Source organism: Pseudomonas salomonii (genome assembly GCF_900107155.1).
GTDB classification, from domain to species: domain Bacteria; phylum Pseudomonadota; class Gammaproteobacteria; order Pseudomonadales; family Pseudomonadaceae; genus Aquipseudomonas; species Aquipseudomonas salomonii.
On sequence record NZ_FNOX01000015.1, the window covers coordinates 31,990 to 57,184 of the forward strand.

Here is a 25,195-nt window from a genome sequence, read left to right on the forward strand (position 1 = left end):
ATGCGCTCAAAAAACCTCTGCCTGTCATTCACCTCACTGTGCCTGCTCGCGGCTGCAGACACGGCGATTGCCGAAGACTGGCAATACAGCCTCAAGGCCGGCGTGGGCAACCTGCCGCGCTACAGCGGCAGCGACGAACGCATGACCGCGCCACTGCTGGGCGGCAAAGTCGTGAGCCCGTGGGGGATTTTCCTCGACACCGACAAGGGCCTGGGCTGGGGTTACGAAGGCAACGCCCTGAGCTTCAGTGCGTATGTCGGCGCAAGCGCCGCGCGCAAGGACAAAAACGAGCGCCTGCATGCCGGCTCCAAACGCCTTAAAGGCATGGGCGAGATCAAGGCCCGCCCGCAATTGGGCGTCAACGCCAGCTATAACCTGGGCGGTGTGATTGTTGGCGCGACCCTGGAACATGCCCTCAAGGAGAACGACCGCAAAGACACCGGCAAGGCCTACACCCACCTGGAACTGAGCCTGGGCACCAACCTGTACGAAGGTCGCTACGGTTCGGTGGATGCCAGCCTCAGCAGCCACTTTGGCGACCGCAACTACTTGCAGACCTGGTATGGCGTAACCACCGGCCAGGCCGCGCAAAGCCGCTTCAAAGCCTACAAGGCCGGCGCGGGCAATATCAGCAATGGCCTGAACCTGGTGTGGAGCCTGCCGATCAGCGAGCACACCCAGTTCTCGACCTTGCTGGATGTGCAGTACCTGGCGGATGAAGCGGGCAAGAGCCCGATCGTGGAGCGACGGTTGCAGACGTCGGTGATGGGGGTTTTGGAATACACGTTCTGATCGGCTAGCCGATCAGAACGTGTGGGAGCGGGCTTGCTCGCGAATGCGGTGTGTCAGTCAATAATTCTTTAACTGATACACCGCATTCGCAGGCAAGCCAGCTCCCACATTGAAGGGGTTATCACACCTGTACCCTGCTAAGCCCGAGCTTTACTCGGCGTACGCCCATGTCATCCTGAATGACGCCCCGCCCCACTCCGAATCCAGCACTTCCACCTGCCCGCCATGCCACTGGCTGACGCGCTTGACCAGCGCCAGGCCCAAGCCAAAGCCGCCGGTGCGGCGATCGCGGCTGGCATCCAGGCGCAGGAAGGGTTCGAAGATCTTCGACCGCCCCTCCATCGGCACACCAGGGCCGTCGTCATTGACCCGCACTTCGTAGCCATTGCCGAACTTGACCAGCGACACCTCTACACGGCGCTCAGCGTAGCGAATGGCATTGCGCAGCAGGTTGATCACTGCACGCGCCATAAAGCGCGGCTCGATCTGGATAAAGTCGACCTCACAGGTGCGCAACGACAACTGCACCCCGGCTGCCTCGGCCTCCAGCGCCACGCTGCCGATCACGCTGTCGAGCCAGCTGTGGGCTTCGATATTCTCCCGAGTGACCTGGGTGGCGCCGCGCTCCAGGCTGGCATAGGTCAACAGTTCGGAGACCATTTCTTCCAGCTCACCGAGGTCAGCGTACATATCGGCGATCAATTCGCGGCTCTGGCGCGGGTCGGCCTGTTGCTTGAGTTGATCCAGCTCAAAGGACAAGCGCGCAATCGGCGTGCGCAACTCATGGGACACCGCGTTGGTCAGCTCACGCTGGTTGGCGATCAAGCTTTCGATGCGCTCGGCCATCTGATTGAAGTGCCCGGCCAGCTCGCGCACGGTCGAACGGCGTGGCAGCAGGATGCGCGAGCCGAGGTCGTTATCGCCAAAGCGCTGCGCGGCCAGGCGGATATGCTCCAGGTCACGCCAGTGCGGGCGTACCCAAAAATACAGGACGATGGCCAGGCTTACGCCCAGAAAGCCATAGGCCCACAGGTACAACCATTTGGGCTCTTCCGGCAGCTTGATCTGCAGCAGCTGTGGGCCGCCATCAATGGTGGCCAGAAATTCCATGAAGTCGCCGCGCACCACCAATTGGCCGCCGGCCAGCAGTTGTTGTTCGCGGTCAGTGAGCGCCAGGGTGTCGCGTGCCACCAGCTGGAGGCGCAGGCCGTAATGGGGTTGCAGCTCGGCCAGGCGCGCATCGCGGGCCGCGCCCTGCACCGGGCGCAGTTGCTCGACCAGGCCGTAGGCCGGCCCGCGCAAGGCTTCGCGGTTATAGACTTCGTTGGCTTCGGGCAATAACTCATCGAAGGTGTAGTTGACCAGCCAGATCGCCCCGGCCAACCCCAGCGCCAGGATCACATACAGGCGCAGAAACAGGCGCAGCATCTAAACCTCCCACGCAAACGGATTGAACAGGTAACCCTTGCCCCAGATGGTCTTGATGCACACCGGTTCGCGCGGGTTGTCGTTGAGCTTGCTGCGCAACTTGCTGATGTACACGTCGACGCTGCGGTTCAGGCCGTCGAAGGCAATGCCGCGCATGCGGTTGAGAATGTCGTCGCGCGAAAGGATTTTTCCCGAGTTGCTGGCCAGCAGCCACAGCAGTTCGAACTCCATGGTGGTGAGGTCGATGGCCTCACCGCCCAGGCTGACCCCGCGGCAACTGCGATCAATCGACAGCCGGCCAAACTCCAGCGCACCGCGCACCGTGGGCTCCGGCACCTGACGGCGCTGCAAGGCGCGCAGGCGCGCGAGCAGTACCGGCGGCTTGATCGGTTTGATCACGTAGTCGTCGGCGCCCGACTCCAGGCCCAGGATGTGGTCCAGGTCGTCTTCCTTGGCGGTGAGAATGACGATGGGCGTGTCGGACACATTGCGAATCTCCCGGCACACATGCAGCCCGCTCTGGCCCGGCAGCATCAGGTCGAGCACCACAATCTTGGGTTTGAAATCGAGAAAGGCCGCCAGCGCCTCATCGCCCCGGTGCACCACGCGCACCTCGAAACCGTGTTGCGACAGGAAGTGCGCGATCAGCCCTGCCAGCTTTTCATCGTCCTCAACGAGCAGGACCTTGCCCAGACCCAGGTTTTCCATAAGTTCTCAGTGTGGATGCGCGGATTGAAGTGTGCGCATTATAGGTGGCAAGCTGGCCGACTTAAGCAACTGGCCATTACCGCCCGACGAAGCTTCATGCTTTTAAGAGTTTTTAACAAATAGCCTGCAATCTTTTACGCCACTAACAGGAGTTATATGCGCAAGGACTACCTGGCTTTTTTTATCTCGCTGTTCCTGTCGCGGCTGGCGGACCAGATTCTGTTGTTTATCGTGCCGCTGATCGTGTTCCAAACCACCAACAGCGTGTCGTGGGCGGGGTTGGCGTTCTTCGTCGAGTCGCTGCCGCGCTACCTGGCGTTCCCGGTGTGCGGCGCATTGTGCGACAAGTTCTCGCCGGTGCGCATTCTGCATATCAGCCAGGTTTACCGTGCTTTGGCGTGCGTGGCGGCGGTGGCGCTGTATGGCGTGTTCGACGGTATTTATTGGTTGGTGATCCTGTCGGCGCTGTGCGGCGTGTTGACGACCCAGGGCATCATGGCGCGCGAAGTGGTGATGCCGCATATCTTCAAGCATTACACTTATGCCAAGACTTTGTCCTACTCGCAGATCGCCGACCAGAGCGGCCTGGTGCTGGGGCCACTGGTGGCGGCGCTGATGCTCGAGGTGTGGGCCTGGCCTTGGGTGGTGGTCGCGATTGCCGGTCTGTTTGTATTGGCGGACCTGGCGATGTTGGTCTGGCAACGCAATACCACGGTCAGCCTGGAAAGCTTTGAGCAGCATCAGGATATCTGGCTGCAACCGCTGCGCATTGCCTTCGGGCACATTCGCAAACTGGCGGAACTGAAGCGGATCATTACCCTGGCGGTGGGCGTCAACCTGATCATCGGGGTCACGCTGGCGACGTCTGCAGCCATGGTCACCGGCCTGTTCGCGGCGGGCAAAGATGCCTATGCGTTGTTGCAGGCTGCGGGCGCGGTGGTGACCATCGTCATTTTGTTTTACCTGGCGCGCTCCAGCCTGCCGTTGAAGGTGCTGGGTGGGCTGTCGTATTCAATGATCGCTGCCGGGGCGTTGATCATGGCCGTCAGCCCCAACCTGTGGGCTTACACCCTGGGTTTTTTGCTGATCACCGGCTTCGACAAGATGTTCAACGTGTACATGCGCAGCACCCGCCAGCGGGTGATTCCGGTGCAGGACTTCGGCAAGACAGTCGGCGTGATCACCTTGCTCAACAACCTGGCGCAGCCGTTGGCGGGCCTGTTGATCGGCGTGCTGGCGGCGCCGCTGGGCACGCAAACGGTGATCCTGCTGCTGGCCGGGATCACTGCGCTGATCGGCGTGGCCGTTGCTTCAGGCTGGCACGCCACTGTGAAAGCGGAACTCGATGTCGGGTGACTCGATCAGTTCCTGCTCGGCGGCGCGCACCCGTTCGATTACCTGGGCGATGTCTTTGGCATCGCCGTACTGGTAAGCCAGTTTCAGGTAACCCTGGAAGTGCCGGGCCTCGCTCTTGAGCAAACCGAAGTAGAACTTGCCGAGTTCTTCGTCCAAATGCGGCACCAGGGCTTCGAAACGCTCGCAACTGCGTGCTTCGATAAAGGCGCCGACCACCAGCGTGTCCACCAGCTTGACCGGCTCATGGCTGCGCACCACCTTGCGCAAACCCGAGGCGTAACGGCCGGCGTGCAATTGGCGCAGCTCGACCTTGCGCTTTTTGATCAGGCGCATGACCTGTTCGTGGTGCACCAGCTCTTCACGGGCCAGGCGCGACATCATGCTGATCAGGTCCACATGGGCGTGGTACTTGGCGATCAGGCTGAGGGCGGTGCTGGCGGCTTTGAATTCGCAGTTCTTGTGGTCGATCAGCAGGGTGTGCTGATCGGCCAACGCGGCCTGGACCCAGGCGTCGGGGGTGCGGCAGCCGAGGAATTCGTGGATTTCGGGCAGGTTCATCAGGCTCACGGGCAAAAGGATCACAAAAGGCCGGCGATTATACCGACCCCGCCGCAGACCACCAGCCACCGGCCTTGATGTGCATCAACATGACGTCTGGCAGGCAGCAACTATAGTTGTTCCAGGCCCACCCTTTTGGAGACCCCGACCATGCAAGCCATTCGCAGCATCCTGGTGGTTATCGAACCTGAGCATTCAGAAAGCCTGGCGCTCAAGCGCGCCAAGCTGATTGCCGGGGTCACCGGCGCGCACCTGCATTTGCTGGTGTGCGACAAAAAGCACGAGCATTCGGCGCTGTTGAGCCTGCTCAAGTCCGGCCTGCAAGAGGACGGCTACAGCGTGACCACCGAGCAGGCTTGGAATGACAGCCTGCATGACACCATCATCGACGTGCAGCAGGCCGAAGGCTGTGGCCTGGTGATCAAGCAGCACTTTGCCGACAGCCCACTGAAAAAGGCCCTGCTGACGCCGGCAGACTGGAAACTGCTGCGCTACTGCCCTACCCCGGTGCTGCTGGTGAAAACCTCGACGCCCTGGGCCGACAAGGTGGTGCTGGGGGCGATTGATGTGGGCAACAGCGACAGCGAACACCAGGCGCTGCACAACACCATCATCGACCATGGCTTCGACATTGCGCGCCTGGCCAAAGCGCAACTGCACGTGATCAGTGCCCATCCGTCGCCGATGCTGTCGGCAGCAGACCCGACCTTCCAGCTCAAGGAAACCATCGAGGCGCGCTATCGCGAACAGTGCAAGGCGTTCCAGGCCGAGTTTGATATCGACGACACCCACCTGCATATCGAGGAAGGCCCGGCGGATGTGTTGATCCCCCATGCCGCCCACACGCTGCAAGCGGCGGTGACCATTATCGGTACGGTGGCGCGCACCGGGCTTTCCGGCGCATTGATCGGCAATACGGCGGAGGTGGTGCTGGATGCGGTGGAAGGTGATGTGCTGGTGCTCAAGCCGCAGACGTTGATGGATCACCTGCAGGAGCTGGCGACCAAGGCCTGACCTGACATAGCCTCCTCAGACCATGGAGATCAAATGTGGGAGCGGGCTTGCTCGCGAATACGGAGTGTCAGTCACCGAATTATTGACTGATCTACCGCTTTCGCGAGCAAGCCCGCTCCCACATGTTTGATGTGTGTTGTCAGTCCGCCAACGCATCTCTGAGGAACCCCGGCGCGATATAGCGCTGGTAATGCGCCTCGGACAAGATAAAGAACTCACGATCAATGGCATCGCGCAGTTCCGGCAGCGCCCACTCACGAAACTCCGGCAGCAGCACCATGCCATAGGCTTCCAGGTTGGAAATCACCCGCGCGCCGCGGGCGATCAACTGGTAGGCCCAGCAGTATTCGGACTGGTGCGGCACGAAGCGAATCTTGCGCTGCTCAAGCTGCCCGCGCAGCATCTTGGGGTCGAAGACTTCCAGTTTGGCCGCCATCACTTGCACCAACAGCTGTTCCAATCGCAGCCATACCGCGCGTTTTTCTTCTTCGTTATAGCCATTCCACTGGATCACCTCATGGTGAAAGCGTTTGCAGCCACGGCACACGAGATCGCCGTAAACCGTGGAGCACAGGCCGACGCAGGGGGTTTTGATGGCTTGGTTGGACATGGGCAAAGCACACAAATCAGCGAAACGATGCGCCATGTTAGCCCTTTGTCTAAGGTTGATCACCCAGCAAACTTGGTGAGGTAACTTACCTTTAGATTTTTTTTGCCGTAGAATCATCCGGCCTTGTAAGGCGCCAATAATCCGCTGGAAGCTGTTTTCAAAGCGTCACGAGCACAGTCGTTCCTTCAGAACGGTGTTGGCGCAGGTTCGACCCGGTAGGTCAGAGCCCGCGCCAACCCTCATCAGCTCCGTTCTGCAGGCGTAAAACTTTGAAAGCAGCTTCTGTGAGGAATGCCGGCAGCGCTGGCTTTGCGGCCCAAAAAGCCCCCGAGCGCATGCGTGCCGTTCATTTCTGGATGAGCGTCCCGTGGGACCACTGATGAGGGTAATAACTGTGCTTGAAGCCTACCGCAAACATATCGAAGAGCGCGCAGCACTGGGTATCGTTCCCCAGCCGCTTAACGCCGAACAAACCGCAGGCCTGGTCGAGCTGCTGAAGAATCCTCCGGCTGGCGAAGAAGAATTTCTCGTTGACCTGATCACCAACCGCATTCCACCAGGCGTTGACGAGGCTGCCTACGTCAAGGCCGGTTTCCTGTCCGCCCTGGCCAAGGGCGAAGTCACTTCTCCCCTGATCGACAAGAAACGCGCGGTTGAACTGCTTGGCACCATGCAAGGCGGCTACAACATCGTGACGTTGGTCGAGCTGCTGGACGACGCCGAGCTGGCCCCTGTCGCGGCCGCCCAACTCAAGCACACCCTGCTGATGTTCGATGCGTTCCACGACGTGGCCGAAAAAGCCAAGAACGGCAACGAGCACGCCAAAGGCGTGATCCAGTCCTGGGCTGACGGCGAGTGGTTCCGCAACCGCCCAACCCTGGCCGACAAGATCAGCCTGCGCGTCTTCAAGGTCACCGGCGAAACCAACACCGACGACCTGTCCCCTGCCCCGGACGCCTGGTCCCGCCCTGACATCCCGCTGCACGCCCTGGCCATGCTGAAAATGGCACGCGAAGGCATCGTGCCGGACGAGCAAGGCAAAACCGGCCCGATGAAGCAGATCGAAGAGATGCGCGGCCAGGGTTTCCCGATCGCCTACGTCGGCGACGTGGTGGGTACCGGTTCGTCGCGTAAATCGGCAACCAACTCGGTATTGTGGTTCTTCGGCGACGACGTACCGTACGTGCCGAACAAGCGCGCCGGCGGCTTCTGCTTCGGCAGCAAGATCGCCCCAATCTTCTACAACACCATGGAAGATGCTGGCGCACTGCCAATCGAATTCGACGTGACCAACATGAACATGGGCGACGTGATCGACCTGTACCCGCATGCTGGCAAAGTCTGCAAACACGGCACCGACGAAGTCCTGACCACCTTCGAAATGAAGACCCCGGTGCTGTTGGACGAAGTTCGCGCCGGCGGCCGTATCCCGCTGATCATCGGCCGTGGCCTGACCGACAAGGCGCGTGCTGAGCTGGGCCTGGGCCCTACCGACCTGTTCAAACTGCCAGAAGCACCTGTCGACACCGGCAAGGGCTTCACCCTGGCACAGAAAATGGTCGGCAAGGCTTGCGGTCTGCCAGAAGGCAAAGGCGTTCGTCCTGGCACCTACTGCGAGCCGAAGATGACCACCGTGGGTTCTCAGGACACCACCGGTCCTATGACCCGTGATGAACTTAAAGACCTGGCGTGCCTGGGCTTCTCGACCGATCTGGTCATGCAGTCGTTCTGCCATACCGCGGCGTACCCCAAGCCGATCGACGTGACCACCCACCACACCCTGCCTGACTTCATCATGACCCGTGGCGGTGTATCGCTGCGTCCAGGCGACGGCATCATCCACAGCTGGTTGAACCGTATGCTGCTGCCGGATACCGTCGGCACCGGTGGTGACTCCCACACCCGTTTCCCGATGGGCATCTCGTTCCCGGCCGGTTCCGGTCTGGTCGCGTTTGCCGCAGCCACTGGCGTAATGCCACTGGACATGCCGGAATCGATCCTGGTGCGCTTCAAAGGCAAAATGAAACCTGGCATCACCCTGCGTGACCTGGTTCATGCCATTCCTTACTACGCGATCCAGGCTGGCCTGCTGACCGTAGAGAAGAAAGGCAAGAAGAACGCCTTCTCCGGCCGCATCCTGGAGATCGAAGGCCTGAACGACCTGACGCTGGAACAAGCCTTTGAGCTGTCCGACGCCTCGGCTGAGCGTTCGGCTGCCGGTTGCACCATCAAGCTGTCCAAGGAATCGGTCACCGAGTACCTGAACTCCAACATCACCCTGCTGCGCTGGATGATCGGCGAAGGCTACGGCGATGCACGCACCCTGGAACGTCGCGCCCAAGCGATGGAAGCCTGGGTTGCCAACCCGGAGCTGATGGAAGCCGATGCCGACGCCGAATACGCCGAAATCATCGAGATCGACCTGGCCGAAATCAACGAGCCGATCCTCTGCGCACCAAACGACCCGGACGATGCCCGTCTGTTGTCCAGCGTTGCCGGTGAGAAGATCGACGAAGTGTTCATCGGTTCGTGCATGACCAACATCGGTCACTTCCGCGCTGCCGGTAAGCTGCTGGAGCAGGTCAAGGGCCAGCTGCCAACCCGTCTGTGGCTGTCGCCGCCGACCAAGATGGACGCTCACCAACTGACCGAAGAAGGCTACTACGGTATCTACGGCAAGGCTGGCGCGCGCATGGAAATGCCGGGCTGCTCGCTGTGCATGGGTAACCAGGCACGTGTAGAGCCGAACTCGACGGTTGTGTCGACTTCGACCCGTAACTTCCCGAACCGTCTGGGTGATGGCGCGAACGTCTACCTGGCCTCGGCTGAGCTGGCGGCAGTTGCCTCCACGCTGGGTCGCCTGCCGACCGTCGAAGAGTACATGGGTTACGCAGCGAAACTGGACACCATGGCCAGTGACGTTTACCGCTACCTGAACTTCGACCAGATCGCCGAGTTCCGCAAGATCGCAGCAAGCGCCAACATCCCGGTGATTCAAGCCTAAGATGTTGTGATTTAAAAAACGCCGCGCATCGCAAGATGCGCGGCGTTTTTTTATGCCTGGAATACAGCGCTAACAACCCCACCAAACAAATGTGGGAGCTGGCTTGCCTGCTCCCACACTTTTTGATCATTGGCACTCACGACCTGGTGTGCAACGCCAACTGCACTGCGCCATCGACACTCAAGGCACTCAGCAAAACCTGTGGCGCAACGGCTTCGGGCAAGGCTTGCAGTACTTCCAGCGCCGCATGCCGCACCCGCGCCAGTACCAGCCGCTTACCCTCCCCGTGCACCTGCGCAAAAAACGCTGCCAGCGCCTCGATACTGGTGCCGTCAAGGTCAGGAGACTCCTCCAGGCTCAACACCACCGCATCGACCGGCGACTGACGCATCAAGCGCAACGCCGCACCCAGGATGCGTTCGGCATTGGCAAAGAACAGCGCCTCGCTGGGCCGCACAATCAACAGGCCAGGCACTTGCACCGCATCGGCATGGTGTTGTTGGTCAACAAAATCGTGAGTGTCGCCCAAGCGCCCCAGCACTTGAATATCCGCCGAAGACATCTGGCGCAACATCAACACCACGCTGATCGCCACCGACACCAGCAAGCCATCCAGCACGCCCAACACCAGGACCGCCGCTACCGCGCAGACCACCAGCAAACGGTCACGGCGCCACCGGAAATAACGGCCCAAGGGTTGCAGGCTCAAACTACGGCCCAGCGCGTAGATGACGATGGCGGCGAGCACCGGCTCCGGTGTTAACGCCACATACGGCAGCACCGTCAACACGATCACCAGCACCACCAACGCCGCAATGATGCCCGCCAGGCGCGAACCGGCGCCGGCGGCCTCATTCGCCGACGTCGCCGAATAGCCCGCACCGGCGGGCATGCCATGGAACAACCCGGACACCAGGTTCGCCGCGCCCAGCGCCAACAGATCGCGATTGGATGACACCCGGTCGCCATGTTTAAGTGCGAACGAACTGATAGAGCCGTAGGACTCCGCATACAGGATCATGACCAAGGCAAAGGCCAGCTCGCCCAGGCGCAACCAATCCGCGAACGGCAGCACCGGAAAGTGCCCCAGTTCCAGACGCAGATCAATCATGCCGATCAAGGGCACGCCATGGGCCTGCAAGCCCAGGTACTGCCCGACAACAATCCCCAGCACCACCACCAGCAAGCCGCCCGGCAAACGCGGGATTCGCGCGCACAGCCACAAGACGGCCAATGCTGCCGCTGCCACCAGCGCCGCCGGCCAGTTCCAGCGCGGAAGTTGTTCCAGTAGTTGCGGCAGGAAACGGATCAGGTTGTTATCGGTCAGGTGTACGCCCACCACACTCGCCAATTGCTTGAGGATGATGGTCAGCGCCAGGCCAAAGGCAAAACCGCGCAACACCGGCTTGGCGATAAACGACGTCACACCGCCCAGCTTGAACAAACCGGCCAGCAAAAACAGCACGCCGGTGATCAGCACCAGGCCGAAGGCCAGGGACAGCCTGAGCGCCGGATCATCACCGGCCAGGCTGGCGGTAGCAGCCGCCAATACCGCCGCCGAAGAGGACGTGGCCGACACAATCGCGAAACGGCTGGTGCCCAGCAGGCCGTAACACACCAGCCCGGCAAACAAAGCGATAACACCGGCCTGCGACGGCAATGCGGCGATGCTGGAATACGCCACAGCCTCCGGCAGCAGTAACCCGGCGATGGATAACCCGGCAAGGATGTCCTGGGTACGATTGGGGGGTACGGCAACGGGCGTGACAGTTTCAGTTTTCAATCGGCCCAACCCATCCTGGCAAATAACGGGCTTCCTGGCTGCGCGCCAGGGTCATGGCCTTGCCCAACAATTTGGCATTTGGCTGGCTGACAAAATCGCTGCCGATACGGCTGCGAAAGAAGTCCGCCCACAAAAACTCACTGAACGGTGTTGCGTCCTTGGCGTAACCACCGGCGGTGCGCAGCAGGCCGGCAAGGCTGCGGTAAGGGTCGTCCTGCAAGTCGGTTATCTTGCGGGGAATGGCTTCATAGGTACGCCGCAAACCGCGCGCGTCGTAGGGGTGGACCCATTGATTGAATGCCATGACATTCCAGAAGGTGCTGCGCTCGACGAAAGACAGGTCCTTGAGCATGAGCAGCGAGACACTCTTGACCTCTTCCAGAATCAAGGCCAAACCAAAATGGTGGTGGTCGGTGATGTAGTAGCGTTCGTCCGGCCCCAGCACACAAGGAAACCAGTGCTTATCGAGGGCGGCGGCGCGCTCCCTGCGCTTGAGTTTGGTCCAGGCGTCGCGCTTGGCAGCGACTTCAGCCATGCCGACCGTCAATTGTGTAGGGTGCAGTTTTTCCAGTTTGCCTGTGACCAGTTGCGGACGGGGCCGAGCCATGGGTATCTCCAAAGGGAACCAACACGTCGACAGCTTAGCCCTCATTGCCATCGGGATTTTTTTCGGACACAAAAAAAGCCGACTCACGCAGTGCGCGAATCGGCTTTGCTGCCTGCTGCCGGTTATCAGGACAGCAGCGAGTAAACCAACGCAGTAATCGCGACCAGGCCTACAGCGGTGACAAACACATTCGACGCCTGCCCACGGTACTTGGCCATGGCCGGCACCTTGCGGATCGCGTACATCGGCATCAGGAACAGGATCGAGGCGATGATCGGGCCACCGAGGGTTTCGATCATGCCGAGAATGCTCGGGTTGAGCGTGGCGACCAGCCAGCACACCACCAGCATGAACGCGGCGGTCATGCGGTCCAGGGATTTGGCAGCCGGACGACGCCCGGTTTTCAATACCAGCCCCTTGAGGCCTTCACTGGCGCCGATGTAGTGGCCCAGGAACGACTTGGCAATCGCCACGAATGCAATCAACGGTGCGGCGAAGGCGATGGTCGGGTTGTCGAAGTGGTTGGCCAGGTACGACAGAATCGACAGGTTCTGCGCTTTCGCTTCGGCCAGCTGTGCCGGCGACAGGGTCAGTACGCAGCTGAACACGAAGAACAGCACCATTACCACCATCAACAGGTGCGCACGGCACAGGATCTGCGAGCTGCGTTCATCGGCATTGGCGCCATACTGGCGCTTCTGGTCGACCGCGAACGCCGAGATGATCGGCGAATGGTTGAACGAGAACACCATCACCGGAATCGCCAGCCACAGGGTATTGAGCAGCGCGGACGGCGCCGGGACTTCGCCGGCAGTGCTGAGGATGCCGCCGGTCCAGTGCGGGATCAGGTACACCGCCAGGAACAGCAAGGCGACGATAAACGGATACACCATCAGGCTCATGGCCTTGACGATCACTTGCTCACCGCAGCGCACCACGGCCAGCAGGCCGAGGATTAACACAAAGGCAAGGATCGCGCGTGGCGGCGGCAGGATGTGCAGTTGGTGTTCCATAAAACTGCTGACGGTGTTGGTCAGGGCCACGCTGTAGATCAGCAGGATCGGGAAGATGGCGAAGAAGTACAGCAAGGTGATCAGCGCACCGGCCTTGAGGCCGAAATGCTCTTCAACCACGTCGGTGATGTCGGAGCCGGCGCGGCCGGACAGCACGAAGCGCGTCAGGCCACGGTGAGCGAAGAACGTCATCGGGAACGCCAGCAATGCCAGGATCACCAGGGGCCAGAAGCCGCCCAGGCCGGCGTTGATCGGCAAAAACAAAGTACCGGCGCCAATGGCGGTGCCGAACAGGCCGAGCATCCAGGTGGTGTCCTGGCGGCTCCAGCTTGTGAGGGTTGCAGGTGTCGTTGCATAGCGTTCGTCGACGCTATTGGCCTGATCATTCATCCGGTCGGATCTCCGCATTTACACGGCCGGGGCGAGTCAGAAAAACCTGACAGGCAGCGCCCCGTCCATAGAAGGGGCCGGATTGTCCGGGATTCTCTCGAATAAGCAAAGACTTAGCTGAGGAATGGTTAGCCGGTGCAGGCGTGCAAGGGGGCCCTGGGCGGCCGTTTGCGAGGGCTGGGGCAGCGTAGGCGCAGGATCCGGAATCCATTTAAAACAACTAACTTACAAGACACATCCGACATTAAAAAAAGACACGTCCTGCATCTAATTTATATTTTCATCTCAATAGACCTATAACTGTTACAGAACCATACATAGCCATTGAGCCATCGCCAAGGTGCAAACTAAGATCCCCGCTCACACTTCACACAAACACCGTGCCGTGCTGTTAACCCGTTAGCGGTTCAATAAAAAAACAGCCCTATCGAATGACATTATTCCCCCGCCCCAATGCTGCACCCTGCACGTTAACAACAATGAAGGTGCCCAACATGAACCCCAGCAACGCTCTCAAACTGCTTTTAATACCTGCCTTGGTAACCGCCGTATTGTTTCCCGGCGCAGCCAACGCCACAACCAGTACGCAAACCACCGTTAACACGACCACGCCTGAAAACGCCGTCATGTTAACGGTGTTTCTCAAGCATGATCAGTCGCGGCCCTTGAGTGAGTTGAAGGCACAATTGGCCAAGCAGCAATTTCACAAAGTATTCCCGCCTGCCGGTGTGGAAGTGGTGAGTTGGAACATAACCATGGGCATCGGGCAGGTCATCGTCCTGCGCCTGCCCGCGTCGCGCCTGGCAGAAGTAAACCTGGCGATCGAAAACACCGCCTGGGGTGTTTACACCACGCAATTCTTCCCAACCTACGACTTCATGCCCATTGCGCAAGCGGAACAAACCAAGGCGCGGCAAGCGCAAACCACTCAGTAGTTGCGATGCAGGGCTGCCGTTTCAAACACCACGGCAGCCCATGGAGAATACATTTCACAACAAATCTATTTTAGAATCCCACCCATTCCTGTACGTTTCAGGCAGTGTCCGCCTACATCCTGAGAACCCAGCCATGCCGCGCGTCTCCCGCAAACAAGCCGAACTCAACCGCGAAATCATCGTCGAGGCAGCCACGCACCTCTTCCGAGAGCGCGGCTTGCACGGTATCAGCCTGTCTGACGTAATGGCCGCAGCCGGCCTGACCCACGGCGGTTTCTATGGGCACTTCGCATCCAAGGAAGCGCTGGCCACCGAGGCGTGCCAAAAGGCATTCGAACAATCGAACCTGGGCTGGCAGGAAAAAATCAGCCGCAGTGATGATGTGCGCGCCGCCCGCGAAGCCATCCTGCGCCCGTATTTTTCCACCAGGCACCGTGACAACCCTGGCGACGGCTGCCCCATCTCGGCCTTCACCCCGGACATGTGCCATGAGCCCGCTGACACGGCGTTGCAACATACCTTTATTGAGGGTGTTGAACAGTCACTGCAGGTTTTTGCGCAGCTTCAGGATGAAGACCGCGAGGCGATGCTCGCCAAGTACGCAATGATGATTGGCGCGCTCACCCTCGCCCGTGCGACACGCGGCAGCAGTTTGTCAGATGAATTCCTTGAGGCTGCAAGAAATACCCTGCTGCAAGAGCAGAACTCGGACAGCGCCGTTGACAGCCACGCACCCTCCCCAGCATGATCAGGCCATGAACCTGATTCAGCCCTGCCTCACCCGCACCACCACCACGACCGCTTATGGCGGGTCGTGCGGTTGCTGTGGGTGCCAGAGCTAAAGACACCCAGCAACAACCCAAGGCCCCGCCAGTAATGGACGGGGCCTTTTTATTGCCCCGCCCGCTGGCCACTGCACGGAGCAAGACCATGGCAAACGCCCTGTTAATCATCGATATGCAAACCGGTTTATACGACGGGCCGGAATCCCCCTTCGAGCGCGAGCGCGTGCTGGGCACCATCAATCAGCTTATCCAGCGCGCCCGCAACGCCGGCGCCCCCATCTTCGTCGCCCGCCACACCGGCCCGGCGGGTTCGCCGATTGCAGCAGGCAGCCCGCTCTGGCAGCTGTGGCACGGCCTCGAGGTGGATGCAGCGCGCGACCACCTGTTCAATAAAACCCGCCCCAGTTGCTTCCTGGGCACCGAGTTGGCGCAACAACTGGCGGCAGCGCAGGTCGACGAATTGGTGGTGGTCGGCATGAAAACCCAGTTTTGCATCGACACCACGTGCCGCGTAGCGGTGGAGCTTGGGTTTTCGGTAGTGCTGCCCGAGGACGGCCATACCTGCATGGATACCCCGACCTTGTCGGCCCAGGCGATCATCGAGCATCACAATGCGACCTTGGCGGGAGCATTTGTGAAGCGGGTGAAAGCGCTGGATATCGGGTTCTAGCGTCACCTGTGCGGGATTTTTCTGATTGAGCAGATCGTTCCGTCTTACAAATCCCGCATACTCGTCCTATCAAACCCTTCAGGAAGAGCCTTGCGATGCCCACCACTGTTCTGGTCCTGGTTGAAACCATCAACGAATACCTGCAAATCATCGAGAGCAATGACTTTCATGTGATTCTGGCGCCGACGCCGGCCGAGCGTGCCCAAGCGATCAAGGCCCACGGCGCGCAGATCAAGGCGGTACTCACCCGTGGCCCGCTGGGGCTGTATGCCGAAGAAATCGCGGCGCTGCCGTTGCTGGAGATTATCTGCGTGATCGGCGCAGGTTATGAGCACGTGGATCTGCAAGCGGCAAGCAATCGCGGGATCGTGGTCACCAACGGCGCTGGCGTGAACGCGCCGTCGGTAGCTGACCACGCCATGGCCTTGCTGTTGGCGCTGGTGCGCGGCATTCCCCAGACTGACGCGGCGGTGCGGCGCAGCGAATGGCCGAAAGTGATGCGCCCTTCCCTGGGTGGCAAGCAACTGGGCATTCTCGGCCTCGGCGCAGTGGGCATGGAGATTGCCAAGCGTGCCGCCCTCGGGTTTGGCATGGAAGTGAGTTACCACAACCGCCAGCCCCGCGATGATGTGGACTACACCTATTGCGCAACTGCCGTGGAGCTGGCGCGCACCTCGGACTTCCTGATCCTGGCCACGCCGGGCGGGGCCGGCACCCGCCATTTGATTGATCGCCACGCCCTGGACGCGTTGGGGCCGAACGGTTACCTGGTGAACATCGGACGCGGCAGCGTGGTGGTGACCGCCGACCTGGTGGCAGCGCTGGAACAACGCCGTATCGGCGGCGCCGCATTGGATGTATTCGACGATGAGCCGAAAGTGCCCGACGCCCTCAAGCGCCTGAGCAATACCGTGCTCACCTCCCATGTCGCCGGCCTGTCGCCGGAAGCGGCCCACGACACCGTGCAACGCGTGGCCGATAACCTGGTGGAATATTTCGCCGGCCGCCCAGTGCTGACACCGGTTACCCTGCCGCCGCGCAACTAGTAGCGATTAGCCAGCGCCGGCGCAAAACCTGACTACACTGCTTGCGGGTATGCTCAGGACGTCGGTGCAGGACCGGCGAAGGAACGCACAATGATTGGCCATGGACTCGGCCCGGCCCGCCAGCGCGGCGCCATCGGCCTGATAGGCGCGTTAACCCTCGGTATTGCGCTGCTGTTTCTGCTGCTGGTGGTCGACAGCGGTCGCCTGTACCTGGAGAAGCGCAAATTGCAGCGTGTGGCCGACACCGCGGCGCTGGAGGCGGTAAGCCGCAGCGGCACTTGTGTGGCGCCCGCCAACACTGCTGCGCAGTTTGCAACTGAAAGCGCGGCGCGCAACAACTTCAGCCTCGACGACAATCGCACCCTGGCCACCGCCTGCGGCACCCTCGCCACCGGCGCAGATTTTATGCGCACGTTCAGCGCCGACCCGAACAAAACCGACGCTATCCGGGTGGTTGCCACCCATCGCGTGCACACCAGCCTTGCCCATGGCGTGCTCACCCTGTTCTCGCGCCAATCCGTCAACCTCACCACGCTGCTGAGCGCCACCGCCGTCGCCGCCGCGCCAACCCCCACGGTTGCCCAGCTCACGGTTCGCAGCACCTTATTGACCGTGGACAGCACCCAGTCTGTTGCCCTTAACGCCTTGATCGGTGGCCTGCTGGGCGGCAAGTTGCAACTGGACGCAGTGGGCTGGAACGGTTTGCTTAATACCGATATCAGCCTGCTCAAGTACCTGGATGCCCTGGCCATCGAATTGAAAGTCAGCGCCGGCAACTACGACCAGTTGCTCAAGACCGACGCCACCGTCGGCCAACTGATCCAGGCGGCCATTGATGTGCTCAAGCTGGGCGGTGATGCGGTCAACGTGGTGATCAACAACCTGGAAGCCATCAAGCTGATTGCGCCGGGCTCGCAGATCCTGCACCTGGGCGACCTGATCAATATCCAGAACGGCACCGACAAAACTGCATTGGATGTGAACCTGCAACTGTTCAACCTGATCCAGGGTTTTGTGCAACTGTCGAACAAAGCCAGCGCGGTTGCCGTGGAGCTGCCGGTCAATGTGCTGGGCCTGCTCGGCGTGACCCTGTCGACCAAAGTGATCGAGCCGGGGCAGGTTTCCAGCATCGGCAACCCCAAAGATATCGCCAGGCAGCCCGTCTATGTGCGCACCGCCCAAGTGCGCACCTTGATCTCGGTAAAATTGCCGATCGTCACCCTGGTCAATAACCTGCTGGGGGGCGTGGTGCAGGCGCTCAGTGACCTGTTGGGCGGGCTGTTTGGCTTGCTCGACCCCAATTGCTGCCTGGTCGCCAGCCTGGAAATCGGCGACACCCTCAATATCGCCCTGGAAGCGGCCGGCGGCAGCGCCAGGGTCACCGGCTACCGTTGCGACAGCGGTAAAAAGTCGTTGTCGGTACTCGGCGAAACCTCGGCATTGCGCGCGATGATTGGCCAGGTTGACCCCAAGAACCTGTACTCATCCACCGAAACACTCAAGGTAGACGAATACCCGCTGGTGGATATCGGCACTAAAACCTGCAAGCGCGGCACCGGCGTGTGCGGCAACAGGCAGGCCTTTGCCGCGGGCGGCCTGGGCGTCCGAGTCGACAGCGAAGTGTTGAAAACCGCGCGTGCCCACACCTACACCGACCCGCCCGCTATCAACCAGCAACCGCTCTATTACGCATTCGCCAGCTCGAACGCGGTCAGCAGCCTCAAGGAAACACTCACCGGCGTCCAACTGATCAACCATTCGCCCAAAATGGCCAGCCTGTTGGGCGCCGTACTGGGCCTGGTCACGGGCGTGGTCAACGGTTTGCTCACCACCCTGGGCGGTTTGATTGCCGGGCTGCTCGGCCCGCTGCTCGACCCCATCGTCAACAACCTGCTCGCCGGCCTGGGCATCGACCTGGCAAAAGTCGAAATCGGTGCCAACCTGTCCTGCAATCCCGGTGGCCGCGCGATGCTGGTGATTTGAGCACATCAGGCCCACTGATCATCGTCCAACACGCTAACCTATTAAGCCGCCCCGACCTTGTCGCTGGGCGGCGGTGCGCATTAGATTAGCCAATAGTCCAAGGCCTTTAGAATAAGCAGAAGGGATAAGCATGGCGCTTAACGACCAATCGACCCAGATTCGCCCCGGCGAAGAACTTGATGCCAGCCTCATCGATCCCTACCTCAAGGCGCATATTCCGGGCCTTGCCGGCCCGGTCAAAATCAGCCAGTTCCCCGGTGGCGCGTCCAACCTGACTTACCTGCTGGAATACCCCGGCCAGGAATTCGTGCTGCGTCGCCCGCCGTTTGGCCACAAAGCCAAGTCCGCCCACGACATGGGCCGCGAATACCGCATTCTCAATCAGCTCAAGGACGGCTTCCCGTATTGCCCCAAAGCCTATGTGCACTGCCTTGATGAGTCGGTGATCGGCGCCGAGTTCTATGTAATGGAGCGCGTCAACGGCATCATCCTGCGCTCGGACCTGCCCGCCGAACTGGGCCTGGACGCGGCCAAGACCGAGGCACTGTGCAAGAGCTTTATCGACAAGTTCGTTGAACTGCACCAGGTGGATTACGCCGCCTGTGGCCTGGCCGACCTGGGCAAGCCCGAAGGGTATGTAGCCCGTCAGATTCGCGGCTGGAGCGACCGCTACGAAAAAGCCCTGACGCCCGACGCACCCAGCTGGGAAACAGTGCGCGCGTGGCTCAACGACAAGATGCCGGCTGACCACCCGACCTCCAGCATCGTGCACAACGACTACCGCTTCGACAACGTGATTCTCGACCCGCACAACCCGATGCAGATCATCGGCGTACTGGACTGGGAACTCACCACGTTGGGCGACCCGCTGATGGACTTGGGCAACACCCTCGCCTACTGGATCGAAGCCGCGGACCCTGCGCCGGTACAACTGATGCGCCGCCAACCCAGTAATGCGCCGGGCATGCTGACTCGTCGCCAATTCGTCGACTATTACGCCGAACGCTCCGGCATCCGGATCGACAATTTCGACTTCTACTACACCTATGGCCTGTTCCGTTTGGCCGGCATTGTGCAGCAGATCTACTACCGTTTTTTCCACGGCCAGACCCAGGACAAACGCTTTGCGCAGTTCATCCATATGAACAAGCTGCTGGAGCAAATGAGCCTGAATGTCATCGCTAAATCAGCCCTCTGACTACAAGAGCAAGGAACCCAGCATGTCCAAGACCCACCTGTTCGACCTCGACGGCAAAATCGCATTTGTTTCCGGCGCCAGCCGTGGCATCGGTGAAGCCATCGCCAAGCTGTTGGCCCAGCAAGGTGCGCATGTGATCGTCTCCAGCCGCAAGCTCGAAGGCTGCCAGCACGTGGCCGATGCGATCATCGCCGCCGGCGGCAAAGCCACCGCCGTGGCCTGCCATATTGGTGAAATGGAGCAGATTACCCAGGTGTTCGCCGGTATCCGTGAGCAGTTCGGGCGCCTGGATATCCTGGTCAACAATGCCGCAACCAACCCGCAATTCTGCAACGTACTGGACACCGACCTGGGCGCGTTCCAGAAGACCGTTGACGTGAACATTCGCGGCTACTTCTTCATGTCAGTGGAAGCCGGCAAGCTGATGCGCGACAACGGCGGCGGCAGCATCATCAACGTGGCCTCGATCAACGGCATCTCCCCGGGTGTGTTCCAGGGCATCTACTCGGTGACCAAGGCCGCCGTGATCAACATGACCAAGGTGTTTGCCAAGGAATGCGCGGCGTTCGGCATCCGTTGCAATGCGCTGCTGCCGGGCCTGACCGACACCAAGTTCGCCTCGGCGCTGGTCAAGAACGACTCGATCCTGAAGATGGCCCTGGCGCAGATCCCGCTCAAGCGCGTGGCCGACCCAAGCGAGATGGCCGGTGCGGTGCTGTTCCTGGCCAGCGATGCGTCCAGCTACACCACCGGTGTGTCGCTGAATGTGGACGGTGGTTTCCTGTCCTGACCAGAGCCTGCAGACACTGCCAACCCCCTGTGGGAGCGGCAGTCGTTGACTCAAGGGCGCTTGAACTGTTGGCGTAGCGTCTCTATGCGCGCTCGGCAAACACACCCCTCCAGGTGATCATTGACCATGCCCATCGCCTGCATCAGCGCGTACATCGTGGTGGGGCCAACAAAGGTCCAGCCGCGTTTCTTCAAGGCCTTGGACAAGCGCACCGATGCCGGTGACGTCGGGTTGCCGGTCCAGTAAGCCATGTCCACCACCGCCGGGCGTTCCTCTGGCGGAGGTTCAAATGCCCACAACCAGCGCGCCAGCGAACCGGTTTCGTCCACCAGTTCACAGGCCCGGCGCGCGTTGTTGATGGTCGAGACGATCTTTGCGCGGTTGCGCACGATGCCTGGGTCGTTCATCAGCCGCTCGATATCGGCCTCGCCGTATTGCGCAACGCGGCGAAAATCAAACCCTTCGAACGCCGCCCGAAACTGCTCGCGCTTGCGCAAAATGGTGATCCACGCCATGCCCGCCTGAAAACCTTCCAGGCAAATTTTCTCGTACAGCTGGGTATCGTCTGCCACCGGCACGCCCCACTCGTGGTCGTGGTAACGCGGATATTCAGGTGCGGCAGTGCGCCAGGTGCAGTGCGTCTGGCCTGCTGCGTCGGTGGTCAGCCCGGGTCTGTCCATGTGTCACCTCGCCAATCAAGACGCGGATGATAAGCGAAAAAAAATATTACCTGCCAACCGCTCAAGCATCACCCTTACCGACCAACTGGTCAGACCGGGACCTGGCAACCGCCGAATATTTACTTGTGATTTGAAAAAAACCCGGCGTAGACTGGCCCCGCACTGGACATACCGGTAAGACCACAACAATTAAGCCCTGGAACCACCAGGGCACCGAATAGAGATCCCTCCCATGCTCAGATGGTGCTCGCGTTCGATTTTCCTGCAAGTCGTGATTGGCCTGATGTTAGGCGTTATCTGCGGCCTGGCCCTTCCCGAATTCTCCTCGCAACTCAAACCCCTGGGTGACGGCTTTATCAAGCTGATCAAAATGCTGATCGGCCTGATCGTATTCTGCGTGGTGGTCAGCGGTATATCCGGTGCCGGCGACTTGAAGAAGGTCGGGCGCATCGGCTTGAAGTCAGTGATCTACTTCGAAGTGCTGACCACCGTCGCCCTGGTGATCGGCCTGATCATGGCGTTCAGCACCGGTATCGGCCAAGGCGCCAATATTCACTTGGAGCAGCTGTCGTCCGCCGGCCTCAATGAACTGGCCGACAAGGGCCAGCACATTCGCGGCACCAGCCAGTTCCTGATGGACCTGATCCCCAACTCGGTGATCGGCGCCTTTGCCGACAACAACGTACTGCAAGTGCTGCTGTTTTCGGTGCTGTTCGGCAGCGCGCTGAACCTGGTGGGCGAAGCCGCTTCCGGCATCTCGCGGCTGATCAACGAACTTAGCCATGTGATCTTTCGCATCATGGGCATGATCGTGCGCCTGGCGCCAATCGGTGTATTCGGCGCCATTGCCTTCACCACCAGCACCTACGGCCTGGATTCACTGCAACACCTGGGCAGCCTGGTGGGCTTGTTCTACCTGACCTGCTTTGCCTTTGTCGGGCTGGTGCTGGGCCTGGTGATGCGTTTGTCCGGCCTGCGCATGCTGCCGCTGCTCAAGTACCTGCGCGAAGAGCTGCTGATCGTGATGGGCACCGCCTCCTCCGACGCGGTATTGCCGCAGATCATGCGTAAACTCGAGCACTTGGGCATTGGCAGCTCCACCGTCGGCCTGGTGATTCCGACCGGTTATTCGTTCAACCTCGACGGTTTCTCGATCTACCTGACCCTGGCCATTGTGTTTATCGCCAATGCCACCGGCACGCCGCTGTCGATGACTGATTTGCTGACCATCCTGCTGGTGTCGTTGATCACCTCCAAAGGTGCCCATGGCATTCCGGGCTCGGCGCTGGTGATTTTGGCGGCCACGCTGACCGCGATCCCGGCGATTCCGGTAGTCGGCCTGGTGCTGGTGCTGGCGGTGGACTGGTTCATGGGCATCGGCCGCGCGCTGACTAACCTGATCGGCAACTGCGTGGCCACCGTGGCCATCGCCCGTTGGGAAAAAGACATTGATATCCAGCGCGCCAACAAGGTGCTCGACGGCGAACAAGGGTATGCCTTCCAGGCCAAGAAGCCGGTGCTGCCGGCGCATCAGGAGTTTTAACCCAGTCTATGAGCGACAAATCAAATGTGGGAGCGGGCTTGCTCGCGAAAGCGGCGGGTCAGTTGATAAATCCATTGGCTGACACTGCGCATTCGCGAGCAGGCCCGCTCCCACATTTTGGTCATCGCTAATTTGACCATCGTATTGGCAACATCCAAGGAGACGTAGACGTGATCAGCACTTCAACCGTCGTCAATTCAGTCGTAGAAAAACTGCGCGCCGCACTCAAGCGGGGCCAATGGCGCCAGGGCGACATGCTCCCCGGCCAGCGTGAACTGGCCGAGCAGATGGGCATCAGCCGCCCGAGCCTGCGCGAAGCCGTGATCGTGCTGGAAACCCTCGGCCTGGTGCGCTCGATGCCCGGCAAAGGCGTGGTGGTGCTGGAAACCAGCGTCAACGAACCGCAATCCAGCGACGCCGTGGCCGACGCCAGCCTCGAAGATATCCTGCAACTGCGCTACACCCTCGAACCCTTTATTGTCGGCCTGGTGGCCCAGTCCATCAGCAGCAAGGAAGTCGGCCAATTGCGCCTGACCTTGATGGACATGCGCGAAGCCCTGGAGGCCGGCGACGCCGAAGCGGGTATGAACGCTTACATCGGCTTTCACGAAGAGCTGTTCGCGCTGACCTCCAACCCGATCTTCCAGAACGTGGTGCAGCAGACCAGCAACGCCCTCAAGCAAAGCGCCCAGGTACTGCGCAATTCGCCCGAGCACTTGGCCGAACGCCTGCAGGAGAACGACGCCGTGGTGCGCGCCATCCGCAACAAGAACAGCGCCCTGGCCAGCGCCGAAATGCGCCGGCACATCCTCCAGGAAGGCCTGCGCATGGGCATTCGTTTGAACATCCCGGACGACCATCTGGGCAGCTGATTTTTTGGAGACCGACCATGAGCGCCCACGCCCTGCAACGCAATGCCGTCCTCCCTGCCCTGCGCCTGGTTGGCGGCAAAAAACTGTCGGTGGATGACATCTACCCACGCCTGTTCGACGCCATCCTCGAACAACGCATCGCCCCGGCCAGCCGTTTTACCGAAGAGAGCCTGGGCGAAACCTTTGGTGTGAGCCGCAGCGTGATTCGCCGTGTGCTGGCCAAACTGTCCCACCAGCAAGTGATCATCCTGCGCCCCAACCAGCGCGCCCAGGTGGCGGCGCCGGATGCGCAACAGACGCGGCAGATCCTGGAAGCACGGCGGATGACCGAGATCACCGTGGTGCAGTTGGCGTGCGCCCAGGCGACCACCACGCACATACGCCAGCTGCGCGAGTTGATTGCACGGGAGCGCGACTGCATCGAACGCGACCAGCGCGGGCCGGCCATTCGATTATCGGGGGAGTTTCATCTGCAATTGGCGCAGATGGCAGGCAACGCCCCGTTGGCGCAATTCCTCAACAGCCTGGTGCCGTTGACGTCATTGATCATTGCGCAATATGAAGCGAAAGCCTGCACCTACTGCGCGTGGCAGGAGCATCTGGCGATTGTCGATGCGGTGGAGCAACGCGACGTGCGCAGCGCCACAAGCCTGATGAGCCGGCATCTGGATCACCTGGAAGACAAACTACTCCCGCTTGGGAAACGCCCGACATAACGAGCGCCCGCTAAGCTGCAGAATGCATTCATTCCTTACATCAAGGCCCACCTACGGATGAATACTTCTATGCAACCCTTTGCCTTTACGTTGCTCGCAGCTCTTTTCATACCATCGCTCACGGTTTACGCACACGCCGGTGACGACGTAATCATCACACCCGCGCACCCCGTGTGGTTGCTTGAGCGGCCCGACGTCGACAACCCAATGTTGACCACCGCACGGACTTTTGGTGACAGCGCTTACAACAACTTCCACACCAAGGCCAGCCTGGAAATCAGCTGCCACCCGCGAAACCCAACGGCCGGGCTGGCGCTGCAAATAGAGCCGCAATCGTTGGGCTTCGATATTGAACCCTTTCATGGTCCAGACGCCAGTACCAGTGGGCCGTTGCGTATTGCCACAGGAACCCGCACGGCCATTGAGCTTTCGGTCAGCGGCGTTTGGGCTTACGCCGGGTCTTTCCAGCTAGGAACCGTCTTTGCGTTCAGCACCCAAGTGCCGCGTGATGAACTGGCCTACTGGGCCAGTGATGCCTCACGGGGCCAGACGCTGAAACTTTGGTTGGCGCCCGCCATGGCAGGCGGCAAGCCGCTGACGGCAACCTTCACATTGCCGGCAAACAACGATGGGTTAAAAAAAGTTATCCAGCCGTGTTTGGGTAGTCGTTAACGCTGGAAGATCAAAGTATGGGGTTTGATGAATGTGGCGCCA

General features: G+C 60.4%; 23 protein-coding genes. 15 read left to right on the forward strand and 8 right to left on the reverse strand.

Going from position 1 to position 25,195, the window contains the following annotated elements:
- Positions 1–792 carry a MipA/OmpV family protein gene (locus tag BLV67_RS28025; RefSeq protein WP_069786363.1) on the forward strand — a complete coding sequence of 264 codons (792 nt, stop codon included), beginning with the start codon at positions 1–3 and terminating at the stop codon, positions 790–792.
- 150 nt (positions 793–942) lie between these two features.
- Here BLV67_RS28025 and BLV67_RS28030 read toward each other — a convergent pair whose 3' ends face one another.
- The gene (locus BLV67_RS28030) at positions 943–2,220 is read right to left on the reverse strand and encodes an ATP-binding protein (protein WP_069786362.1); all 1,278 of its coding nucleotides are present in this window, start codon (positions 2,218–2,220) and stop codon (positions 943–945) included.
- The gene (locus BLV67_RS28035) at positions 2,221–2,928 is read right to left on the reverse strand and encodes a winged helix-turn-helix domain-containing protein (RefSeq protein ID WP_069786361.1); all 708 of its coding nucleotides are present in this window, start codon (positions 2,926–2,928) and stop codon (positions 2,221–2,223) included.
- A gap of 156 nt (positions 2,929–3,084) precedes the next feature.
- Between BLV67_RS28035 and BLV67_RS28040 the strand changes: the two genes are divergently transcribed.
- A complete protein-coding gene (locus tag BLV67_RS28040) occupies positions 3,085–4,284 on the forward strand; it encodes an MFS transporter (protein WP_069786360.1) in 1,200 nt (399 codons plus the stop codon).
- Here BLV67_RS28040 and BLV67_RS28045 read toward each other — a convergent pair.
- On the reverse strand, positions 4,240–4,842 hold the full coding sequence (locus tag BLV67_RS28045) for a MiaE family protein (RefSeq protein WP_058421365.1): 603 nt from the start codon (positions 4,840–4,842) through the stop codon (positions 4,240–4,242). The two genes, BLV67_RS28040 and BLV67_RS28045, sit on opposite strands and share 45 nt — an antisense overlap.
- A 150-nt stretch (positions 4,843–4,992) precedes the next feature.
- Here BLV67_RS28045 and BLV67_RS28050 point away from each other — a divergent pair, with 150 nt between their 5' ends.
- Entirely contained in the window at positions 4,993–5,856 is an 864-nt protein-coding gene (locus BLV67_RS28050; RefSeq protein WP_069786359.1) for a universal stress protein, read from the forward strand.
- Positions 5,857–5,995: 139 nt separating this feature from the next.
- Here the strand turns inward: BLV67_RS28050 and BLV67_RS28055 are convergent, their stop codons facing one another.
- The gene (locus BLV67_RS28055; protein ID WP_065931313.1) at positions 5,996–6,466 is read right to left on the reverse strand and encodes a DUF1289 domain-containing protein; all 471 of its coding nucleotides are present in this window, start codon (positions 6,464–6,466) and stop codon (positions 5,996–5,998) included.
- A 394-nt stretch (positions 6,467–6,860) separates the two neighbouring features.
- On the opposite strand from BLV67_RS28055, the gene acnB reads away from it, so the two are divergent.
- Entirely contained in the window at positions 6,861–9,470 is a 2,610-nt protein-coding gene (gene acnB, locus BLV67_RS28060; RefSeq protein WP_069786358.1) for a bifunctional aconitate hydratase 2/2-methylisocitrate dehydratase, read from the forward strand.
- A 136-nt stretch (positions 9,471–9,606) separates the two neighbouring features.
- Here acnB and BLV67_RS28065 read toward each other — a convergent pair whose 3' ends face one another.
- From BLV67_RS28065 to BLV67_RS28075, 3 genes are all read right to left on the reverse strand, one after another.
- Positions 9,607–11,253, reverse strand: coding sequence for a SulP family inorganic anion transporter (locus tag BLV67_RS28065; RefSeq protein WP_069786357.1), 1,647 nt, complete (start codon positions 11,251–11,253; stop codon positions 9,607–9,609).
- Positions 11,243–11,860: a ParB-like protein gene (locus BLV67_RS28070; RefSeq protein ID WP_069786356.1), complete on the reverse strand. Its 618-nt coding sequence runs from the start codon at positions 11,858–11,860 to the stop codon at positions 11,243–11,245. The genes BLV67_RS28065 and BLV67_RS28070 overlap by 11 nt, the downstream gene beginning before the upstream one ends.
- 125 nt (positions 11,861–11,985) lie before the next feature.
- Entirely contained in the window at positions 11,986–13,263 is a 1,278-nt protein-coding gene (locus BLV67_RS28075) for a serine/threonine transporter (RefSeq protein WP_069786355.1), read from the reverse strand.
- Between the two features lie 494 nt (positions 13,264–13,757).
- On the opposite strand from BLV67_RS28075, the gene BLV67_RS28080 reads away from it, so the two are divergent.
- The 7 genes from BLV67_RS28080 (at position 13,758) to BLV67_RS28110 (ending at position 20,670) form a co-directional block, all read left to right on the forward strand.
- Entirely contained in the window at positions 13,758–14,198 is a 441-nt protein-coding gene (locus tag BLV67_RS28080; RefSeq protein WP_065931309.1) for a hypothetical protein, read from the forward strand.
- Between the two features lie 133 nt (positions 14,199–14,331).
- Positions 14,332–14,946: a TetR/AcrR family transcriptional regulator gene (locus BLV67_RS28085; RefSeq protein WP_065931308.1), complete on the forward strand. Its 615-nt coding sequence runs from the start codon at positions 14,332–14,334 to the stop codon at positions 14,944–14,946.
- 182 nt (positions 14,947–15,128) lie between these two features.
- Positions 15,129–15,653, forward strand: a complete 525-nt coding sequence (locus tag BLV67_RS28090) for a cysteine hydrolase family protein (protein ID WP_069786354.1) — start codon at positions 15,129–15,131, stop codon at positions 15,651–15,653.
- A gap of 95 nt (positions 15,654–15,748) precedes the next feature.
- Complete coding sequence (locus tag BLV67_RS28095) at positions 15,749–16,699, forward strand: 2-hydroxyacid dehydrogenase (protein ID WP_069786353.1); 951 nt, start codon at positions 15,749–15,751, stop codon at positions 16,697–16,699.
- 90 nt (positions 16,700–16,789) lie between these two features.
- Entirely contained in the window at positions 16,790–18,682 is a 1,893-nt protein-coding gene (locus BLV67_RS28100; protein WP_069786352.1) for a pilus assembly protein TadG-related protein, read from the forward strand.
- A gap of 130 nt (positions 18,683–18,812) precedes the next feature.
- Positions 18,813–19,880: a phosphotransferase family protein gene (locus tag BLV67_RS28105; protein ID WP_065931304.1), complete on the forward strand. Its 1,068-nt coding sequence runs from the start codon at positions 18,813–18,815 to the stop codon at positions 19,878–19,880.
- A 22-nt stretch (positions 19,881–19,902) separates the two neighbouring features.
- Entirely contained in the window at positions 19,903–20,670 is a 768-nt protein-coding gene (locus tag BLV67_RS28110; protein ID WP_056860254.1) for an SDR family oxidoreductase, read from the forward strand.
- A 50-nt stretch (positions 20,671–20,720) separates the two neighbouring features.
- Here the strand turns inward: BLV67_RS28110 and BLV67_RS28115 are convergent, their stop codons facing one another.
- Entirely contained in the window at positions 20,721–21,350 is a 630-nt protein-coding gene (locus BLV67_RS28115; protein WP_069786351.1) for a DNA-3-methyladenine glycosylase I, read from the reverse strand.
- A gap of 217 nt (positions 21,351–21,567) precedes the next feature.
- Between BLV67_RS28115 and BLV67_RS28120 the strand changes: the two genes are divergently transcribed.
- From BLV67_RS28120 to BLV67_RS28135, 4 genes are all read left to right on the forward strand, one after another.
- Positions 21,568–22,893 (forward strand): C4-dicarboxylate transporter DctA, encoded by a 1,326-nt coding sequence (locus BLV67_RS28120; protein ID WP_169986452.1) that lies wholly within the window; start codon positions 21,568–21,570, stop codon positions 22,891–22,893.
- A gap of 170 nt (positions 22,894–23,063) precedes the next feature.
- A complete protein-coding gene (locus BLV67_RS28125) occupies positions 23,064–23,765 on the forward strand; it encodes a FadR/GntR family transcriptional regulator (RefSeq protein ID WP_065931302.1) in 702 nt (233 codons plus the stop codon).
- Positions 23,766–23,782: 17 nt separating this feature from the next.
- Entirely contained in the window at positions 23,783–24,481 is a 699-nt protein-coding gene (locus tag BLV67_RS28130; protein ID WP_065931301.1) for a GntR family transcriptional regulator, read from the forward strand.
- A gap of 69 nt (positions 24,482–24,550) precedes the next feature.
- Positions 24,551–25,153, forward strand: coding sequence for a hypothetical protein (locus BLV67_RS28135; RefSeq protein WP_065931300.1), 603 nt, complete (start codon positions 24,551–24,553; stop codon positions 25,151–25,153).
- Positions 25,154–25,195: the final 42 nt, after the last annotated feature.

Bases quoted from the DNA above. Each gene is read 5' to 3' on its own strand.
- BLV67_RS28135 (WP_065931300.1), top strand. From the start codon at position 24,551: ATGCAACCCTTTGCCTTTACGTTGCTCGCAGCTCTTTTCATACCATCG.
- BLV67_RS28070 (WP_069786356.1), bottom strand. From the start codon at position 11,860: ATGGCTCGGCCCCGTCCGCAACTGGTCACAGGCAAACTGGAAAAACTG.
- BLV67_RS28095 (WP_069786353.1), top strand. From the start codon at position 15,749: ATGCCCACCACTGTTCTGGTCCTGGTTGAAACCATCAACGAATACCTG.
- BLV67_RS28050 (WP_069786359.1), top strand. From the start codon at position 4,993: ATGCAAGCCATTCGCAGCATCCTGGTGGTTATCGAACCTGAGCATTCA.
- BLV67_RS28090 (WP_069786354.1), top strand. From the start codon at position 15,129: ATGGCAAACGCCCTGTTAATCATCGATATGCAAACCGGTTTATACGAC.
- BLV67_RS28045 (WP_058421365.1), bottom strand. From the start codon at position 4,842: ATGAACCTGCCCGAAATCCACGAATTCCTCGGCTGCCGCACCCCCGAC.
- BLV67_RS28035 (WP_069786361.1), bottom strand. From the start codon at position 2,928: ATGGAAAACCTGGGTCTGGGCAAGGTCCTGCTCGTTGAGGACGATGAA.
- BLV67_RS28115 (WP_069786351.1), bottom strand. From the start codon at position 21,350: ATGGACAGACCCGGGCTGACCACCGACGCAGCAGGCCAGACGCACTGC.
- BLV67_RS28105 (WP_065931304.1), top strand. From the start codon at position 18,813: ATGGCGCTTAACGACCAATCGACCCAGATTCGCCCCGGCGAAGAACTT.
- BLV67_RS28100 (WP_069786352.1), top strand. From the start codon at position 16,790: ATGATTGGCCATGGACTCGGCCCGGCCCGCCAGCGCGGCGCCATCGGC.
- BLV67_RS28055 (WP_065931313.1), bottom strand. From the start codon at position 6,466: ATGTCCAACCAAGCCATCAAAACCCCCTGCGTCGGCCTGTGCTCCACG.
- BLV67_RS28040 (WP_069786360.1), top strand. From the start codon at position 3,085: ATGCGCAAGGACTACCTGGCTTTTTTTATCTCGCTGTTCCTGTCGCGG.
- BLV67_RS28075 (WP_069786355.1), bottom strand. From the start codon at position 13,263: ATGAATGATCAGGCCAATAGCGTCGACGAACGCTATGCAACGACACCT.
- BLV67_RS28025 (WP_069786363.1), top strand. From the start codon at position 1: ATGCGCTCAAAAAACCTCTGCCTGTCATTCACCTCACTGTGCCTGCTC.
- BLV67_RS28030 (WP_069786362.1), bottom strand. From the start codon at position 2,220: ATGCTGCGCCTGTTTCTGCGCCTGTATGTGATCCTGGCGCTGGGGTTG.
- BLV67_RS28080 (WP_065931309.1), top strand. From the start codon at position 13,758: ATGAACCCCAGCAACGCTCTCAAACTGCTTTTAATACCTGCCTTGGTA.
- BLV67_RS28085 (WP_065931308.1), top strand. From the start codon at position 14,332: ATGCCGCGCGTCTCCCGCAAACAAGCCGAACTCAACCGCGAAATCATC.
- BLV67_RS28130 (WP_065931301.1), top strand. From the start codon at position 23,783: ATGAGCGCCCACGCCCTGCAACGCAATGCCGTCCTCCCTGCCCTGCGC.
- BLV67_RS28110 (WP_056860254.1), top strand. From the start codon at position 19,903: ATGTCCAAGACCCACCTGTTCGACCTCGACGGCAAAATCGCATTTGTT.